The sequence below is a fragment of the Kitasatospora phosalacinea genome (assembly GCF_030268885.1).
Taxonomy (GTDB): domain Bacteria; phylum Actinomycetota; class Actinomycetes; order Streptomycetales; family Streptomycetaceae; genus Kitasatospora; species Kitasatospora phosalacinea_C.
Genome location: NZ_BSSA01000001.1, coordinates 348,982 through 364,763 on the forward strand (window position 1 = coordinate 348,982; position 15,782 = coordinate 364,763).

Consider the following 15,782-nt stretch of genomic DNA (forward strand, 5'->3'; position numbering starts at 1 on the left):
CTCCCACTCTCCCATGCCGGGGCGGTACGGACGGTGCGCAGGTGACGGGTGGGGCGGACGGCGGGGTCGGGGGCGGGTCACCGGCCGGTGAGGTCCTCGTACTCGGCGCGCACCCGGCGGTCCATCGCGAGGGCGAACTGGGCGTCGTTGACGGCCCGGGCGAGCGGGCGGACGCGCTGGATCCGCTCGGTGAGCCGGGCGGCCTCGGCGGGGGTGAGGTCCTGGACGCGGGTGAGCCCGTCGAGCAGGTGGTCGCGGACCAGGGCGACGAAGAGGTCGGCCATGGCGTCGGCGTACTCGGCGGCGCGGCGGCTGACGTCCAGGACGGCGGCCAGCGGGACGCCCTCGCCGACCAGGGCGACGGTGGCGTCCATCAGGCGGCGGCTGACGTGGGTGATGCCGTCGGGGTGGACGGTGACGTAGCCCTGGGCGACGGACTCGGCGGTGTTGGCGGGGGTGAGCTGGTCGCCGAACGCGGCGCGCAGCTCGTCCCAGTCGAGGTGGACCGGGGTCTCGTCCGACCAGGGGGCGACCAGGGCGGCCTGCAGGCCGATGAGTTCGGCGACGTCGCGGCCGTCCTGGCCGGCGTCGATGAGTTCGGCGATGCCGCCCAGGGCGTGGCCGCGCTCCAGGAGTTCGGCGATCAGCCGGAGCCGGGCCAGGTGCTCGTCCCCGTACCAGGCGATCCGGCCCTCCTTGCGGGGCGGCTGGAGCAGGCGGCGTTCGCGGTAGAAGCGGACGGTGCGCACGCTGATGCCGGCCGCCTCGGCGAGTTCGGCGACCCGGTAGGCGCGGGGGTGCTCGTCTTCCTGCTGGGTCTTCGCCACGCCGGTCAGCATAGGGCTCCCGGGCGTCGCGCAAACAGCGGCGCCCCGCGCTATTCCACTGAGTGTCAACAAGGGCTACTCTGCCAAACGCGCCAGTGATTACTGGCAGCGTTCGCCGCGCGACCAGCCACCCGCCAGCGCCCCCCACCCTCGCCAGGAGGCCCGCCCATGGCACCCCGCACCAAGAAGCCCCCCGCGCCCGCCACCGCCACCGACCCGCAGCCGGACGCGCCCGTCCCGCACGTGCGGGTCGCCGTCGTCGGCTCCGGCTTCGGCGGCCTCGGCGCCGGCGTCCGGCTGCGCCGGGCCGGGATCACCGACTTCGTGATCCTGGAACGCGCGGACTCCGTCGGCGGGACGTGGCGCGACAACTCGTACCCGGGCTGCGCCTGCGACGTGCCCTCGCACCTGTACTCGTTCTCGTTCGCGCCGAACCCCGAGTGGCCCCGGGTGTTCTCCGGCCAGCCCGACATCCGCGCCTACCTGGAGCGGGTCGCCGACACCTTCGGGCTGCGCCCGCACCTGCGCTTCGGCGCCGAGGTCACCGAGCTGCGCTGGGAGGAGGAGCACACCCGCTGGCGGGTCACCTCGCGGGCCGGGAGCTGGACCGCGGACGCGGTGGTCTCCGCCGCCGGGCCGCTCGCCGACCCGCAGATCCCCGACCTGCCCGGCCTGGACTCCTTCCCCGGCAAGGTGTTCCACTCCTCCCGCTGGGACCACGACTACGACCTGGCGGGCAAGCGCGTCGCCGTGGTCGGCACCGGCGCCTCCGCCGCCCAGATCATCCCGGCCATCCAGCCGACCGTCGGCAGGCTGACCGTCTTCCAGCGCACCCCCGCCTGGGTCCTGCCGCGGGCCGACCGCGAGGTCACCGGCGTCGAGCGGTGGCTGCACGCCAAGCTCCCGCCGACCGGGCTGCTGCGCCGGGCCGGGCTGTTCGCGATGCGCGAGCTGCAGGTCGACGCCTTCGTCCGCCGCCCGCAGCTGCTCAAGCTCGTCCAGCAGGTCGCGCTGCGGCACCTGCACAAGGCCGTCGCCGACCCGGCGCTGCGCGCCAGGCTGACCCCCGACTACCGGATCGGCTGCAAGCGCATCCTGCTCAGCAACACGTACTACCCGGCGCTCGCCGCCCCCAACACCGAGGTGGTCGCGGGCGGCCTGCGCGAACTGCGCGGCTCCACCCTGGTCGGCGCGGACGGCAGCGAGCACGAGGTCGACGCGATCGTGTTCGGCACCGGCTTCCACGTCACCGACCTGCCGATCGCCGAGCGGGTCTTCGGCATCGGCGGCACCTCGCTCGCCGAGACCTGGAAGGACGGCATGGAGGCGCTGCGCGGCTCCACCGTGCGCGGCTTCCCCAACCTGTTCTTCCTGATCGGCCCGAACACCGGCCTCGGCAACAACTCGATGATCCTGATGATCGAGTCGCAGCTGAACTACCTGGTCGACGCCCTCACCACCCTCGACGCGGTCGGCGCCGCCGCCATGCAGCCCACCGAACGCGCCCAGCGCCAGTGGAACCTGGAGCTCCAGCACCGGATGAGCCGCACCGTGTGGACCACCGGCGGCTGCCGCAGCTGGTACCTCGACCAGGACGGCAAGAACACCGTGCTGTGGCCCGCCTCCACCAGCGCCTTCCGCCGCGCCACCCGGCACGTCGACCTCGCCGAGTACGAGCTGGTCAAGCGCACCGCACCCGCGCCGGTCGGCGCCGAGGCGGTGACCGCGTGAGCCGCCGCATCCCCGCCGACTGCGTGCTGCCCGACCCGGCGGCCGTGCACACCGTCCGCTCCGCCGACGGCGCCGCACTGAACGTCGAGGAGTACGGCCCCGCGGACGCCCCGCTGGTCGTGCTCGCCCACGGCTGGACGTGCTCCACCGCGTTCTGGGCGCCGGTGGTCAACCGGCTGGTCGCCGACTTCCGGGTCGTCGCCTACGACCAGCGCGGCCACGGCCGCAGCCCCGCCCCCGCCACCGCCGACGGCTACTCCACCGAGAAGCTCGCCGACGACCTGGAGGCGGTGCTCGCCGCGACCGTCCCCGCCGGGCGGCGCGCCGTGGTCGTCGGGCACAGCATGGGAGGCATGACGATCATGGCGGCCGGCGGACGGCCCGGCGTCGCCGACCGCACCGCCGCCAACCTGCTGGTCAACACCGGCCCGGGCGCGCTGGTCGACGAACTGGCCGTGCTGCCGCCCGCCGTCCGGCCCGGGGGCCTGCGCCGCTTCCTGCACCGGCAGATCCTGCGCTCCCGGCTGCCGCTGGGCCCCGTCACGGCGCTCAGCCGGGCCGCCCTCAAGTACGCCACCATGGGCCCGGCCACGCCCCCCGACCGGGTCGAGGCCTGCGCGCAGGTGGTGCACGCCTGCCCGGCGAAGGTCCGCTTCCACTGGGCGGGCGTGCTCGACACCCTCGACGTGCGAGGCGGGCTGGCCCGGATCGCCGCCCCCACCGCCGTCGTCGCGGGAAGCCGCGACAGGCTCACCCCGCCCGTCCACGCCCGCCGGATCGCCGCCGCCCTCGCCGACCCGCGCGGCCTGCTCGAACTGCCCGGCACCGGCCACATGAGCCCCGTCGAACGCCCCGCCGAGGTCGCCGCCGAGATCCGCCGGATCGCCGCCCCGGCCGCCACGCCCCTTGAGGAGACCGCATGACCCCGCCGCTGTCCTCGCAGGTCGTCGTCATCACCGGGGCCGCCCGCGGCCTGGGCGCCCTGATGGCCCAGAAGCTCTCCGAACGCGGCGCCAAGGTCGCCCTGGTCGGCCTGGAGCCCGCCGAGCTCAAGGCGGTGGCTGCCCGGTGCGGCGAGCACGCCTCCGCCTGGGAGGCCGACGTCACCGACCTGGACGCGCTCACCGAGGCCGCGAACCGGATCAAGGACCGGTACGGGCGGATCGACGCCGTCGTCGCCAACGCGGGCATCGCGCTCGGCGGCCCGCTGCAGGACAGCGACCACCGGGCCTGGACCCGGGTGGTCGAGGTCAACCTGCTCGGCTCCGTCGCCACCGCCCGGGCCTTCCTGCCCGCGCTCGCCGAGAGCCGCGGCTACCTGCTGCAGATCGCCTCGCTGGCCGCGCTGACCCCCGCCCCGCTGATGTCCGCGTACTGCGCCTCCAAGGCGGGCGTCGAGTCCTTCGCCCACGCGCTGCGCGCCGAGGTCGCCCACCAGGGCGTCAAGGTCGGCGTCGGGTACCTGAGTTGGACCGACACCGACATGGTGCGCGGCGCCGACCAGGACGCCGTGCTGCGGCAGATGCGGGCCAAGCTGCCCTGGCCCGCGAACAAGACCTACCCGATCGGCCCCGCCGTCGACCGCCTGGTGGCGGGCCTGGCCCGCCGCTCCGCGCACGTCTACGCCCAGCCCTGGCTGCGCGGCATGCAGTCGGTCCGCGGCTTCCTGCCCGGTCTGATCGCCGCGGTCGGCTCCCGCGACGTGGCCCGGCTCGCCCCCGAGCTGAAGGCCACCGCCGCCAGCCGCCTGAACCCGGTCGGCGCGGGCGGCCTGGCCGACCGGCGGGCCCGGGAGGACAGGGCGGACCGGGTGGAGTGACCGGCCGTCCGCCGCACCGGCCCCGGACGCGCGTCGGGCCCGGCCCCGTGGGGAGGGGCGGGCCCGGGCGTGCGGAAGCGGTGCCGGGCCGTCAGTGCCGCGAGGGGCGGGAGCGGGCCGGCGGTGCGACTTCTATGGAGCGCAGGTGGAACTGGACGGACATCGGTTCTCCTGGAAGGGATGGGGCACCGCGTGGGACGGCGGTGCTGCCCGAAACCGTAGGGTGATCCGAAGAACGCCGGTGCGGGGCGCGCCGCCGACGCCCCGCGGGTCGCCCGAAGGGCCGAGGCGTCCGTGGTCCGGTCGGTCGATGCGGCACCCGACTACCGCCCGGTACGGTCGGGTCCATGACCACCGCTCTCATCACCGGCGCCACCGCCGGCATCGGCGCCGCCTACGCGAACCGCCTCGCCCGCGACGGCCGCGACCTGGTGCTGGTCGCCCGGGACACCGAACGCCTCGCCGCCGCCGCGGCCGAACTCTCCGGCCGCTACGGCGTCCGGGTCGAGACGCTCACCGCCGACCTCGCCACCGAGACCGGCATCGAGACCGTCGAGGACCGGCTGCGCGACCCCGCCCGCCCCGTCGACCTGCTCGTCAACAACGCGGGCTTCGGCCACCGCGGCACCTACCTGGACGTCCCGGTGCAGGACGAGCTCGACATGCTCAAGGTGCACGTCGAAGCCGTGCTGCGGCTCACCACCGCGGCCGTCCCCGGCATGCGGGAGCGCGGCTTCGGCGCGATCGTCAACGTCGCCTCCGTCGCCGCGTTCCTGCCCCGCGGCACCTACGGCGCGACCAAGGCCTGGGTGGTCAACTTCACCCTCGGCATCGCCCGCGACCTGGCCGGCAGCGGTGTCCGCCTGCAGGTCCTGTGCCCCGGCTTCACCCGCACCGAGTTCCACCAGCGGGCCGGCATGGGCACCTCCTCCATCCCCTCCTGGGGCTGGCTCACCGCCGACCGCGTCGTCGACGACTCCCTGCGCGACCTCGCCCGCAACCGCCCGCTCTGCGTCCCCAGCAAGCGCTACAAGGCCGCCGTCGCCGCGGCGAGGCTCCTGCCGCCCGGCGGCCTCGGCAAGGTCTCCAACACGGCGGGGCGCGACTACCGCAAGCCCTGAGCGGGCAGCGCACCGACAGGGGCGCGGCCCGCGCAGTTCCCCGCGCCCCCGGTTCCGCGGAATGCCCAGAAGCTTAGGTTTGCTAATGGTGAGCAAGACTCGTTAAGCTCGGCGCGTCATCGTGTCCACCGACCCCCGGGAGGTCCCCGTGCAGTTGAGCCGGATCGACTGGACCCCGCCCGAGGGGGAGGGGAAGCAGCCCGCGCAGGTGCGACGGATCCTGCGGCTGTTCCGGCCGTACGCGGGGCGGCTGACGGTGGTGGGGCTGCTGGTCGCGGCGTCCGCCGTCGTGTCGGTGGTGACGCCGTTCCTGCTGCGGGCGGTGCTGGACACCGCGATACCGCAGGGGCGGACGGGGCTGCTGAGCCTGCTCGCGCTGGGGATGATCGCCGCCGCGGTGGTCACCAGCGTGCTGAACGTGCTGCAGACGCTGATCTCCACCACCGTCGGCCAGCGCGTCATGCACGACCTGCGGACCTCCGTCTACCGGCACCTGCAGCGGATGTCGCTGGCGTTCTTCACCCGCACCCGCACCGGCGAGGTGCAGTCCAGGATCGCCAACGACATCGGCGGCATGCAGGCCACCGTCACCGGCACCGCGACCTCCCTGGTGTCGAACCTGACCGCGGTGGTCGCCAGCGTGGTCGCGATGGTCGCGCTCGACTGGCGGCTGACGATCGTCTCGCTGCTGCTGCTCCCGGTGTTCGTGTGGATCAGCCGCCGGGTCGGCCGGGAGCGGAAGAAGATCACCGGCGAGCGGCAGCGCCAACTGGCCGAGCTGTCCTCGGCCGTCCAGGAGTCGCTGTCGGTCAGCGGCATCCTGCTGGGCCGGACCATGGGCCGCTCCGGTTCGCTGACCCGCGAGTTCGCCGACCGCTCGGACCGGCTCGCCGAGCTGGAGGTGCGCTCCAGCATGGCCGGGCGGTGGCGGATGTCCACGATCGGGATCGTGATGGCCGCGATGCCCGCGCTGATCTACTGGGCGGCGGGCCTGACCTCCGCCGCCGGGGCGCCGATCGTCTCGCTGGGCACCCTGGTCGCGTTCGTCTCGCTCCAGCAGGGCCTGTTCCGGCCGACCGTCGGCCTGCTCTCCACCGGCGTGGACGTGCAGACCTCGCTCGCCCTGTTCCAGCGGATCTTCGAGTACCTCGACCTGCCGGTGGAGATCGACGAGCCCGAGCACCCCGTCCACCTGGAGCACGTCCGCGGCGACGTCCGCTTCGAGGGCGTCGAGTTCCGCTACCGCCCCGACCAGGACCGCCCCACCCTGTCCGGCATCGACCTGACCGTCCCGGCGGGCGGCTCGCTCGCCCTGGTCGGCGAGACCGGCTCCGGCAAGTCCACGCTGTCCTACCTGGTGCCGCGGCTGTACGACGCCACCGGCGGCCGGGTGCTGATCGACGGGGTGGACGTGCGCGAGCTGTCCTTCGAGACGCTGGCCCGGGCGGTCGGCGTGGTCTCCCAGGAGACCTACCTGTTCCACGCCTCGGTCGCCGACAACCTGCGCTTCGCCAAGCCCGACGCCACCGACGCCGAACTGGTCGAGGCCGCCAGGGCCGCCCAGATCCACGACATGGTGGCCGCCCTGCCCGAGGGCTACGACACCGTGGTCGGCGAGCGCGGCTACCGCTTCTCCGGCGGCGAGAAGCAGCGCCTGGCGATCGCCCGCACCGTCCTGCGCAACCCGCCGATCCTGGTCCTGGACGAGGCCACCAGCGCCCTCGACAACCAGACCGAGCACGCCGTCCAGCAGGCCCTGGACGCGCTCGCCGCGGGCCGCACCACCCTCACCATCGCGCACCGGCTCTCCACCGTCCGGGAGGCCGACCAGATCGCCGTCCTGGACCGCGGCGAGATCGCCGAACTCGGCACCCACGACGAGCTGGTGGCCCGCGGCGGCCGCTACGCCGCGCTGCTGGGCCGCGAGGCGCCGGTGCCCGCGGCCTGAACGGCGGGAGGACGGGGCGCGGCCGGGCGGGACCGGGGCGGGGCTCACTGCCAGGGCCGGAGCTTCTCCGGGTTGCGCACCGCCCAGACGTGGGTGATCCGGCCCCCGGCGCTGTGGAAGGCGAACACGCCCTCGGTGACCCCGTCCAGCTGCGCGACCAGCCCCGGCAGGCCGTTGACCGGGCGCTCCAGCAGCACCGTGCCGGCCGGCACGCCGGTGAAGGCGACCATCGCGCGGGCGATCCGCTCCCCGCCCGCCAGCGGCTCCAGCAGCGCGCCGACCAGGCCGCCGCCGTCCGCGACCACGGTCGCGTCCGGGTCCAGCAGGGCGACCAGCGAGCGGACGTCCTTCGCCTCCCAGGCCCGCTTGAACTCCCGCACCAGCGCGTCCTGCCCCCGGGCCGGGGCGACCGCCGGCCGCGCCCCGCGCACCCGGCGGCGGCCCGAGGCGGCCAGCTGGCGGCAGGCCGCCGCCGAACGGCCCACCACCTCCGCCACCTCGGGGAACGGGTAGCCGAACACGTCGTGCAGCACGAAGGCCACCCGCTCGGCCGGGGTCATCGACTCCAGCACCACCAGGAACGCCATGTGCACCGACTCGTCCAGGGTGATCCGGTCCGCCGGGTCCCCGTCCGGGCCCCGCCCCGCGCCGTCCCCCGGCACCGGCTCGGGCAGCCACTCGCCCACGTACCGCTCCCGCCGCACCCGGGCCGAGCCCAGCAGGTCCAGGCAGATCCGCCCGACCACCGTGGTCAGCCAGCCGCCCGGCGCCGCCACCTCGGCCCGCCGCTGCGGCGCCATCGCGTACCAGCGGGCGTACGCCTCCTGCACCACGTCCTCGGCGTCGGCCAGCGACCCCAGCAGCCGGTAGGCCACGTTGGTCAACTGCCGCCGCTCGGCCGCCACCGCGCGCAGCACCTCGTCCCGCCGTCCGTCCACGCCGTCCTCCACCACGCGCCTCCTCGCCGCCGTTCCGTCGCATCCGTCGCATCACAAGACCGGACAGCGCCCCGGAACGTGACATCCGCCCCGCGCCTCACACTTCGGCGGGCCGTTTCGTCGTACCGGCAGCAGCCGGGGAACCGGCACCAGACGGACGGAGAAGACGATGGACACCTTCCAGCCGGTCGCGGACCGGGTCGAGATCCAGGCCCTGCAGGCCGAGTTCACCGACGCGGTGATGATGCGCGACCGCCCCCGGCTCGCCGCCCTGTTCACCCCCGACGGGGTGCTGCGGATGCCCGACGTCCCGGTCGAACTGACCGGCCCCGAGCAGATCCGGGCCGGCGGCGAGGAACTCCAGGAGCAGTGGGAGTTCTTCGTGCAGAACACCCACCCCGGCACCGTCCGGATCGACGGCGACACCGCCACCGGACGGGCCCACATGTACGAGCTGGTCCGGCTGCGCGACGGCCGGCAGGGCGTCAACCACGCCATCTACCACGACCGTTACCGGCGCACCCCGGACGGCTGGCGGTTCGCCGAACGGGTCTACGAGATCCGCTACCTGGACACCACCCCGCTCGGCGGCACCGCCCCCGGCACCGCCCGCCCCGACCCCACCGCCCCCGCCACCGAGGACCGGCTCCAGCGGGCCGCCGCCGCCCTCGCCGCGCACGGCTTCACCGTCGAGGTCCTGGACGACGCGAAGGCGGCCCGCGAGCGCGTCCGCGCCCTGCTCCCCGACGGCGCGAGCGTGCTCACCACCGCCAGCGAGACGCTCCGGCTCTCCGGCATCGAGGAGGACGTCGACGCCCGCCCCGGCGCGGTCAGGCCCCGGCTGCTGGCCATGGACCGGGAGCGCGAGGCCGACGAACTGCGCCGCCTGCTCGCCGCCCCCGACGTCGTCCTCGGCAGCGTCAACGCCCTCGTCGAGACCGGCGCCCTCGTCCTCGCCTCCGGCTCCGGCAGCCAACTGCCCGCCCACGGCGGCGGCGCGGGCCACGCCGTCTGGGTGGTCGGCGCCCAGAAGCTCGTCCCCGACCTGCCCGCCGCGCTGCGGCGCGTCCAGGAGCACGCCCTCCCGCTGGAGAGCGCCCGCACCGAGGCCGCGTACGGGCAGCCCAGTGCCGTCAACCAGCTCCTGGTGCTGCACGCCCCGCCCCGCTTCGCCCGCGGCACCGTCCTGCTGCTGCGGGAGGCCGTCGGCTACTGAGCGGCAGCGGGACGGGGCGGCGGGCGGCGCTCAGCCGCGGAAGGCGGCCGGGCGCTCCGGGGAGGCCTTCGCCAGGGCCTCGGTGACGGCCTCGACGCCGGCCCGCAGGCCGTAGACGGGGGTGTCGGGCTGCTGGCGCCAGGAGTCGTCGATGCCGCCCGCGTCGACGGTGTCGAAGCCGAGGGCGTCGATCAGCTCGCGCACCAGCTGCTTGGCGGCCGGGTCGTCGCCCGCCACCGGGAGGGCGATCCGCCCGGGGTCGCCCGCGGGGCGCGGGGCGTCCAGGAGGTCCTGGGCGTAGGTGCCGTTGAAGGCCTTGACCACGGGGTGGCCGAGCTGCTGCTCGACCCAGCGGCTCTCGGTCAGGCCGCCGTCCTCGATGGCGTCGATCCGGCCGTCCCGCTGCTGCGGGTAGTAGTTGTTGGTGTCGACCAGGACGAAGCCCTCGGCCGCGCCCGCGAGCAGGTCCTCCGGCAGGTCGGGGACGTTCTTCAGCGGGACGGTCACCACGACCAGCTCCGCGCCGTTCGCCGCCTCGGCGGCCGGGACGGGGGTCGCGCCGGTCTCCGCGGCCAGCTCGGCCAGCGTCTCGGGACCGCGCGAGTTGGCCACCGCGACCTGGTGGCCGAGGGCGGTGAGGCGGCGGGTCAGGTTGCCGCCGATGTTGCCCGCTCCGATGATGCCGATCTTCATGGGTGCGCTCCGTAGCCTGTCGGGTCGGTGTCGCGGGCGCCGGGAGGGGCGCCCACGGGGATTCCGAACCGGCGGGCCCGCGCGGTTGTTCCCGGCGGCGGGGAGCGGGACCCGAACGGCTGACGGGGCGTCAGGCGGCCTTGGGGGCCTCGTTGTACTGCTCGGCCGGCTCCTGGCCGGAGAGCGCCTGGATGGCGGCCATCACCTCGTCGGTGACCTGGCGGCGGGCCTTGGCCGAGCGGGCCTGGCCGTGCAGCTCGTCGAAGCGCAGCGGCTCGCCGAACTTCACGCTGATCCGGTGCAGCCGGGGGATCCGCTTGCCGACCGGCAGGATGTGCTGCGGGCCCTCCAGCGCCACCGGCACCACCGGGACGCCCGCGGTCAGCGCCAGCCAGGCCACGCCGGTCTTGCCGCGGTACAGGCGGCCGTCCAGCGAGCGGGTGCCCTCGGGGTAGATGCCGAAGGCCCGGCCGGAGTTCAGGATCTCCAGGCCCTCGTCCAGCGAGGCGGTGGCGGCCCGGACGCTGCCGCGCTCCACCGGGACGGCGTTGATCACGTGGGTGAAGAAGAACCGGGAGACCGCGCCCTTGAAGCCGGTGCCGGTGAAGTACTCGGCCTTGGCCAGGAAGAACACCTGGCGCGGCGCGGCCAGCGGGATCACCACGCTGTCGACGAACGACAGGTGGTTGCTCGCCAGGATCACCCCGCCCTTGCGCGGCACGTTCTCCAGGCCCTCGATCGTCGGCCGGTACAGGGCCTTCGCGAGCGGCTTGAGCACGAGCTTGGTGACGAGGTCGATCACGGTGTGGCCCTCCCTGGCCGAACGAACGGTTCCGGCCGGAGGACGTCCCCGGCCGGGGTCCCGCCCCCGAGGGGCGAGGCGCGCGGCTCGGACTGGGCCGGACCACTGGGCAACGGATCGCAGACTACGACATGCACCCCGCGGTCCGTCCACATCCACCGCCGTCGCGGGGCTGCGATCCTTGTCACGCCCGGCTGGCGGACGGATCGCCTCTCGCATGCTGAGACGGCGGCGGGTCAGGCCCGGACCGGGAAGACCCGGCTGACCACCCGCTCGGCGGCCCGCCCGTCGTCCCAGGGGCAGAACCGCTCCCGGAAGCGCTGCCGGGCCTCCGGCTCCGGGTCGCCCGCCAGCAGGGCCCCGACCAGCGCCTCCTGCTCGGTGGCGACCGCGCCGGGCGGCTCCTTCATCAGGTCGAAGTAGACGCCGCGGACCTCCCGGTACTCCTCCCAGTCGGGGGCGTACACGGCGATCGGGCGGTCCAGCACCGCGTAGTCGAACATCATCGAGGAGTAGTCGGTGACCAGGACGTCCGCGGCCAGGTAGAGGTCCTCGACGACGGGGTGGTCGGAGACGTCCAGCAGGGTCGCCGCGCCGGGGGCGGCGGTCAGGTCGCCCGCGCCGCCGTCGTGGAAGTAGTGGGTGCGCACCATGACCGTCCAGCCGGGGCCCAGCCGCTCGGCCAGCGCGGGCAGGTCCAGCAGCGGCAGGTAGCCGCCGCGCGACTCGCGGTGGGTCGGCGCGTACAGCACGGTGCGCTGCCCGTCGGCGATGCCCAGGGCGCGGCGGGCGTCCACGCACTCCTCCAGGGTGGCCAGGGCGAGGCGGTCGTTGCGCGGGTAGCCGGTGTCGAGGATCTGGTAGGTGCCGGGGAAGGCGCGGGCGAAGTGCTCGCTGGTGTGCGGGTTGGGCGAGACCAGGTAGTCCCAGCGCCCGACCACCTCGCGCAGCCGCTCGAAGTCCATCCCGTCCGCGGCCAGCGGCCGGTCCACCAGGTCCATGCCCATCGCCTTCAGCGGCGTGCCGTGCTGGGTCTGCACGTGCACGGTGCCGGTCCGCTTGGTCATGGCGTGCGGGAAGTTGACGTTGTTGACGAAGTACTTGGCGGTGGCCATCGCCTTCAGGTAGGCGGGCGTGTTGACGACCACGTACGGCACCCCGGGGGGCAGCGTGGCGGCCCGCTCGGCGTTCTCCACCACCCACACCCCGCGCACCTGCGGGGCCAGCTCCCTGGCCTTGGCGTAGATCGCCGCCGGGTTGCAGGCGTACCCGCGGTGCCAGTACGCCGCGTAGACCGCCAGGTTCTCGTCGATCGGCAGCCGCTTGAAGGCGTTGTACGCGGTGAACCGGGCCCCGCTGCGGACGGCCTTCTTCACGCCGGGCGCGACCGCCTTCGTGCTGCGCCTGACCGCGCCGGGCAGCCGGCCGCCGCGGCGCAGCTCGGCGTAGGCCCGCCGGGAGCCGCGGGCGGCCAGCCGGTACTGGACGCCGCGCACGCCGGACGGGTAGCGGTAGCCGTCCGGGCGGTGCTTCGCGAAGTGGTCGGCGATCCGGGCGAAGAACTCCGGGCGCAGCTCGACCGGGACGAGCCCGGGGGTGTCGTAGAGGGTGAGCGCCTGCTTGACGGTGCGGTCGAAGACCAGGGTGCGCAGCCGGTCCGCGCGCTCGTTGCGGTCCAGGAAGGCGAAGATCGCGTCGTACTGGGCGAAGACGTCGGCGTGCTTGGCGGAGGCGGTGGCGGTGATCGCGCCGGGGCGGCCGCGCCGGTAGTTGTAGCAGGGGCGGTCGAGGTAGAGCAGCCGGTCGGCGGCGAGCAGCAGCGGGTAGGTGACCGAGATGTCCTCGTAGTGGCCGCGGCCGAAGTGCACGTCCAGGCCGAGCAGGTACGCGCGGCGCACCACCTTGTTCCACACCGCGAGGACGGAGTTGAACAGCGCCGGGTGCTCGGCGGCGGTGCAGCCGGAGACCAGCGGGGAGCCGGCCAGCACCTTGCGCCACGGGTTCGGCTCGGTGCCGCCGTCGGGGTAGACGTGCGTGAAGTCGGTGATCAGCACGTCGGCGGGCACCTCGCGGGCCGTCTCGGCGCGCAGCTCGGCCAGCACGGCGTCGACGGTGCCCTCGGGCAGCCAGTCGTCGCTGTCGACGAACCAGACGTAGCTGCCGGTGGCCTCGGCCAGCCCGGCCGTGCGGGCGCCGCCGAGGCCCCGGTTCTCGGTCAGGTGCAGCACCCGCATCCGCGGGTCGGTGGCGGCGTGCGCGTCGAGCAGGGCCCCGCAGCCGTCGGGGGAGCGGTCGTCCACCGCGATCAGCTCGACCTCGCCGGGAGCGGCCCCGCCGGCCCGGAGCGAGCCGAGGCACTGCGGCAGGAAGCGTTCCACGCCGTGAACGGGGAGGACGATGCTGAGCAGGGGTGGCACGTGCGTTCACTCCGCGAAGGGATGGGGTGGCTGACGCCTGGGCGCCCGGTGGGGACACTCTACCGAGCGGGCCTGGGGGGACCCTGGGAGCGGAGAGGGGGAGGGGCGGCGTCCGGCCGGGCCGCGGCACCCCGGGCGCAGGTGGTCGGGGTGGACCGGGGTGTCGCGGACGGCGGGGAAACGCGACCGCCGGTGCCGCGCCGTACCAGCGGCGGCACCGGCAGTCCGGTTGGCGGTCCGACCGACCCTCAACGATCGACCGCCGGTCCGTCCACCACATCGGAGTCGGGCCGCCGCAGCGTCGAGACGGCCTGACAGTGACTCACCGTGGTGTCGGAAGTATAACGGGATGGTCGGGTGATTTGTTCATACTTGAAATCACCCGACCGGGGATGGGTGGGTGTTCCCCGCTATCCCGTGTCGATACAGATATTGCTTGGAGGTTTCGGCCACGTCAATCCCTCGCGCGTGTTCAATTTCTGAACTCAAGGTGTCATGTCGGCGGGGGTGGCGTGCGCAGGGCGCGGCCCGGCCCGCGGCCCGCTCCTTCGTTGACACCGCGTCTCACTGGCGGGGGTGCGCCGAGGGCGGCCGCCGCGCTCCGGACGGACGGCCGCGCGCCCGGCGCGCCCGCCGCCCCCGGTGCGCTCCGGCAACGCCCCGGACCGCCGCAGAACCTGACGGCCGGTCAGTGCTTGGATGGTGCACCATCAACCGATGCGTAGTCGTGACCGAGACCACCGAGCCCTGGTGAGGCGTCAGTTCCGTTCGCACGATACGGTGGCAGAACACCAGGACGGTTGTGTGAAGGCCGTCATAGCCGGATAGTCTTCGCCTCACGGCCCTGGCGCCTCGTAGGGGTGGGAAACAGATGGAACAGATGCAAGTGCGACCGCGGCCCCGGGTGCCCGCGATCCAGTGCGGTGTCGGTACGACCGGCCGCCGGATCGACCGACACCTGGCCGTCCTCGGCGCGCCCGCGCTCCCGACGGTGGACACGGCAGAAGCGCTCGGCCTGATAAGGGAACTCACTCCCCGCGGCCCCGGCGCCGCCACCCCGGCCGCCGCGCCGCGCCGCAGCGCCCGGGTCTCCCTGATGGCCCCGCTGCGCCGCCTCAAGCGGAGCCTCTTCGGCAGCCGGGGCTGACCCCGGGGCCGGGGCGCAGCCGCTCCGGCGGCCCGGCGCACCGGCTCGGGCGGCCTCCGCCGCCCACTGCCACGACCCGACGGACGGGGAGTCCGTCGGGCTTTCGGCGTCCCCCGGCGGGGTCGTGGGCCCGTTCCCGGGCTCGCCCCGCGGTCCGTCCCCCGGTCCGTCCCCCGGCTCGCTCCAGCCCCTCCTCAGGCCCCTTCCGGCCCCTCCTCCGGCGGCCCCTCCTCCGGCCCCTTCCGGCCCCGGCGGACGGTGGCGGCACGCTGGCGCGCCCTGGCGGGCACCCTGGCGGTCGGGTGGCGTTCGGCCGTGGCCCCTACGAGGTGCGGCCCAAGATCGGCCAGGATGGCCCCATGTCCGACACCTTCCACACCCAGACGTTCGACGTCGCCACCGGCCGCGACGAGGTCGCCCTCGACGTCACCGACCGCTGCCACGCCTTCCTGCGCGAGGTCGCGGACGGCCGCGACGGACTGCTCAACGTCTTCGTCCCGCACGCCACCGCGGGCATCGCCGTGATCGAGACCGGCGCGGGCAGCGACGACGACCTGCTCGCCGCCCTGCGCGACCTGCTGCCCGCCGACGACCGCTGGAGCCACCGCCACGGCAGCCGCGGCCACGGCCGCGACCACGTCCTGCCCGGCCTGGTCGCCCCGCACGCCACCCTGCCCGTGGTCGGCGGCCGGATCGCCCTCGGCACCTGGCAGTCCGTCGTCCTGATCGACACCAACCGCGACAACCCGCAGCGCAAGCTCCGCCTCTCCTTCCTCGGCTGACCGCCCGGCGGGCGCCCGCGGGGCACGGCGGTGCGGCGGTGCGGCGGGCACCGTCGTGGGCGGAGGCGGCACCGGCCGCCGGGTGAGCGGCGTACCCTGTCCGGCATGGGAGAGCACGCGGAGAACGGGGCCGGGGCCGAGACCGTTGCCGAGCAGGTCTGCGAGGTGTCCGCCGACCCCGAGCAGGCGCTGCGCGGGTTGCAGCCCGGCGGGGCGGGGGAGCGGGCCGCGTGCGTGCTGTGCGGCGAGCCGACCGAGTACCCGGCCGACGCCCCCGGCAGTCCGCTGTGCCCCGTCTGCACCTGGCAGCAGGCCCAGCGCGCCGCCTGCTCCGGCTGACC

At 74.8% G+C, this 15,782-nt stretch carries 13 protein-coding genes and 1 pseudogene; 9 read left to right on the top strand and 5 right to left on the bottom strand.

Features of this window, described 5'->3' with window-relative positions:
- Positions 1-77: 77 nt before the first annotated feature.
- Positions 78-839 carry a MerR family transcriptional regulator gene (locus QSK52_RS01485; RefSeq protein ID WP_285732569.1) on the bottom strand — a complete coding sequence of 254 codons (762 nt, stop codon included), beginning with the start codon at positions 837-839 and terminating at the stop codon, positions 78-80.
- Positions 840-995: 156 nt separating this feature from the next.
- On the opposite strand from QSK52_RS01485, the gene QSK52_RS01490 reads away from it, so the two are divergent.
- The 5 genes from QSK52_RS01490 (at position 996) to QSK52_RS01510 (ending at position 7,446) form a co-directional block, all read left to right on the top strand.
- A complete protein-coding gene (locus tag QSK52_RS01490) occupies positions 996-2,558 on the top strand; it encodes a flavin-containing monooxygenase (protein WP_285732571.1) in 1,563 nt (520 codons plus the stop codon).
- The gene (locus tag QSK52_RS01495) at positions 2,555-3,481 is read left to right on the top strand and encodes an alpha/beta fold hydrolase (protein WP_435053141.1); all 927 of its coding nucleotides are present in this window, start codon (positions 2,555-2,557) and stop codon (positions 3,479-3,481) included. Before QSK52_RS01490 ends, QSK52_RS01495 begins: the two co-directional genes overlap by 4 nt.
- Positions 3,478-4,377 carry an SDR family oxidoreductase gene (locus tag QSK52_RS01500; RefSeq protein ID WP_285732574.1) on the top strand — a complete coding sequence of 300 codons (900 nt, stop codon included), beginning with the start codon at positions 3,478-3,480 and terminating at the stop codon, positions 4,375-4,377. The genes QSK52_RS01495 and QSK52_RS01500 overlap by 4 nt, the downstream gene beginning before the upstream one ends.
- A 347-nt stretch (positions 4,378-4,724) precedes the next feature.
- Entirely contained in the window at positions 4,725-5,498 is a 774-nt protein-coding gene (locus QSK52_RS01505) for an SDR family NAD(P)-dependent oxidoreductase (protein WP_285732575.1), read from the top strand.
- Positions 5,499-5,646: 148 nt separating this feature from the next.
- Positions 5,647-7,446 (top strand): ABC transporter ATP-binding protein, encoded by a 1,800-nt coding sequence (locus QSK52_RS01510; RefSeq protein WP_285733406.1) that lies wholly within the window; start codon positions 5,647-5,649, stop codon positions 7,444-7,446.
- A gap of 44 nt (positions 7,447-7,490) precedes the next feature.
- On the opposite strand, the gene sigJ is transcribed toward QSK52_RS01510, so the two are convergent.
- Complete coding sequence (gene sigJ / locus QSK52_RS01515) at positions 7,491-8,399, bottom strand: RNA polymerase sigma factor SigJ (RefSeq protein WP_285732578.1); 909 nt, start codon at positions 8,397-8,399, stop codon at positions 7,491-7,493.
- A 154-nt stretch (positions 8,400-8,553) separates the two neighbouring features.
- Between sigJ and QSK52_RS01520 the strand changes: the two genes are divergently transcribed.
- A complete protein-coding gene (locus QSK52_RS01520) occupies positions 8,554-9,600 on the top strand; it encodes a nuclear transport factor 2 family protein (protein WP_285732581.1) in 1,047 nt (348 codons plus the stop codon).
- A 30-nt stretch (positions 9,601-9,630) separates the two neighbouring features.
- Here QSK52_RS01520 and QSK52_RS01525 read toward each other — a convergent pair.
- From QSK52_RS01525 to QSK52_RS01535, 3 genes and pseudogenes are all read right to left on the bottom strand, one after another.
- Positions 9,631-10,299 (bottom strand): annotated as a pseudogene (locus QSK52_RS01525) (NADPH-dependent F420 reductase); the annotation flags it as partial.
- A 124-nt stretch (positions 10,300-10,423) separates the two neighbouring features.
- Positions 10,424-11,095 (bottom strand): lysophospholipid acyltransferase family protein, encoded by a 672-nt coding sequence (locus QSK52_RS01530; RefSeq protein WP_285732582.1) that lies wholly within the window; start codon positions 11,093-11,095, stop codon positions 10,424-10,426.
- Between the two features lie 236 nt (positions 11,096-11,331).
- A complete protein-coding gene (locus QSK52_RS01535; RefSeq protein WP_285732583.1) occupies positions 11,332-13,512 on the bottom strand; it encodes a bifunctional glycosyltransferase/CDP-glycerol:glycerophosphate glycerophosphotransferase in 2,181 nt (726 codons plus the stop codon).
- A gap of 871 nt (positions 13,513-14,383) precedes the next feature.
- Between QSK52_RS01535 and QSK52_RS01540 the strand changes: the two genes are divergently transcribed.
- From QSK52_RS01540 to QSK52_RS01550, 3 genes are all read left to right on the top strand, one after another.
- Positions 14,384-14,659 carry a hypothetical protein gene (locus tag QSK52_RS01540; RefSeq protein ID WP_285732585.1) on the top strand — a complete coding sequence of 92 codons (276 nt, stop codon included), beginning with the start codon at positions 14,384-14,386 and terminating at the stop codon, positions 14,657-14,659.
- A gap of 359 nt (positions 14,660-15,018) precedes the next feature.
- Entirely contained in the window at positions 15,019-15,441 is a 423-nt protein-coding gene (locus QSK52_RS01545; protein WP_285732588.1) for a YjbQ family protein, read from the top strand.
- Positions 15,442-15,546: 105 nt separating this feature from the next.
- The gene (locus tag QSK52_RS01550; protein ID WP_285732590.1) at positions 15,547-15,780 is read left to right on the top strand and encodes a hypothetical protein; all 234 of its coding nucleotides are present in this window, start codon (positions 15,547-15,549) and stop codon (positions 15,778-15,780) included.
- The last annotated feature ends 2 nt before the right edge of the window (positions 15,781-15,782 follow it).

Bases quoted from the DNA above. Each gene is read 5' to 3' on its own strand.
- QSK52_RS01500 (WP_285732574.1), top strand. From the start codon at position 3,478: ATGACCCCGCCGCTGTCCTCGCAGGTCGTCGTCATCACCGGGGCCGCC.
- QSK52_RS01520 (WP_285732581.1), top strand. From the start codon at position 8,554: ATGGACACCTTCCAGCCGGTCGCGGACCGGGTCGAGATCCAGGCCCTG.
- QSK52_RS01505 (WP_285732575.1), top strand. From the start codon at position 4,725: ATGACCACCGCTCTCATCACCGGCGCCACCGCCGGCATCGGCGCCGCC.
- QSK52_RS01485 (WP_285732569.1), bottom strand. From the start codon at position 839: ATGCTGACCGGCGTGGCGAAGACCCAGCAGGAAGACGAGCACCCCCGC.
- QSK52_RS01540 (WP_285732585.1), top strand. From the start codon at position 14,384: ATGGAACAGATGCAAGTGCGACCGCGGCCCCGGGTGCCCGCGATCCAG.
- QSK52_RS01550 (WP_285732590.1), top strand. From the start codon at position 15,547: ATGGGAGAGCACGCGGAGAACGGGGCCGGGGCCGAGACCGTTGCCGAG.
- QSK52_RS01490 (WP_285732571.1), top strand. From the start codon at position 996: ATGGCACCCCGCACCAAGAAGCCCCCCGCGCCCGCCACCGCCACCGAC.
- QSK52_RS01545 (WP_285732588.1), top strand. From the start codon at position 15,019: ATGTCCGACACCTTCCACACCCAGACGTTCGACGTCGCCACCGGCCGC.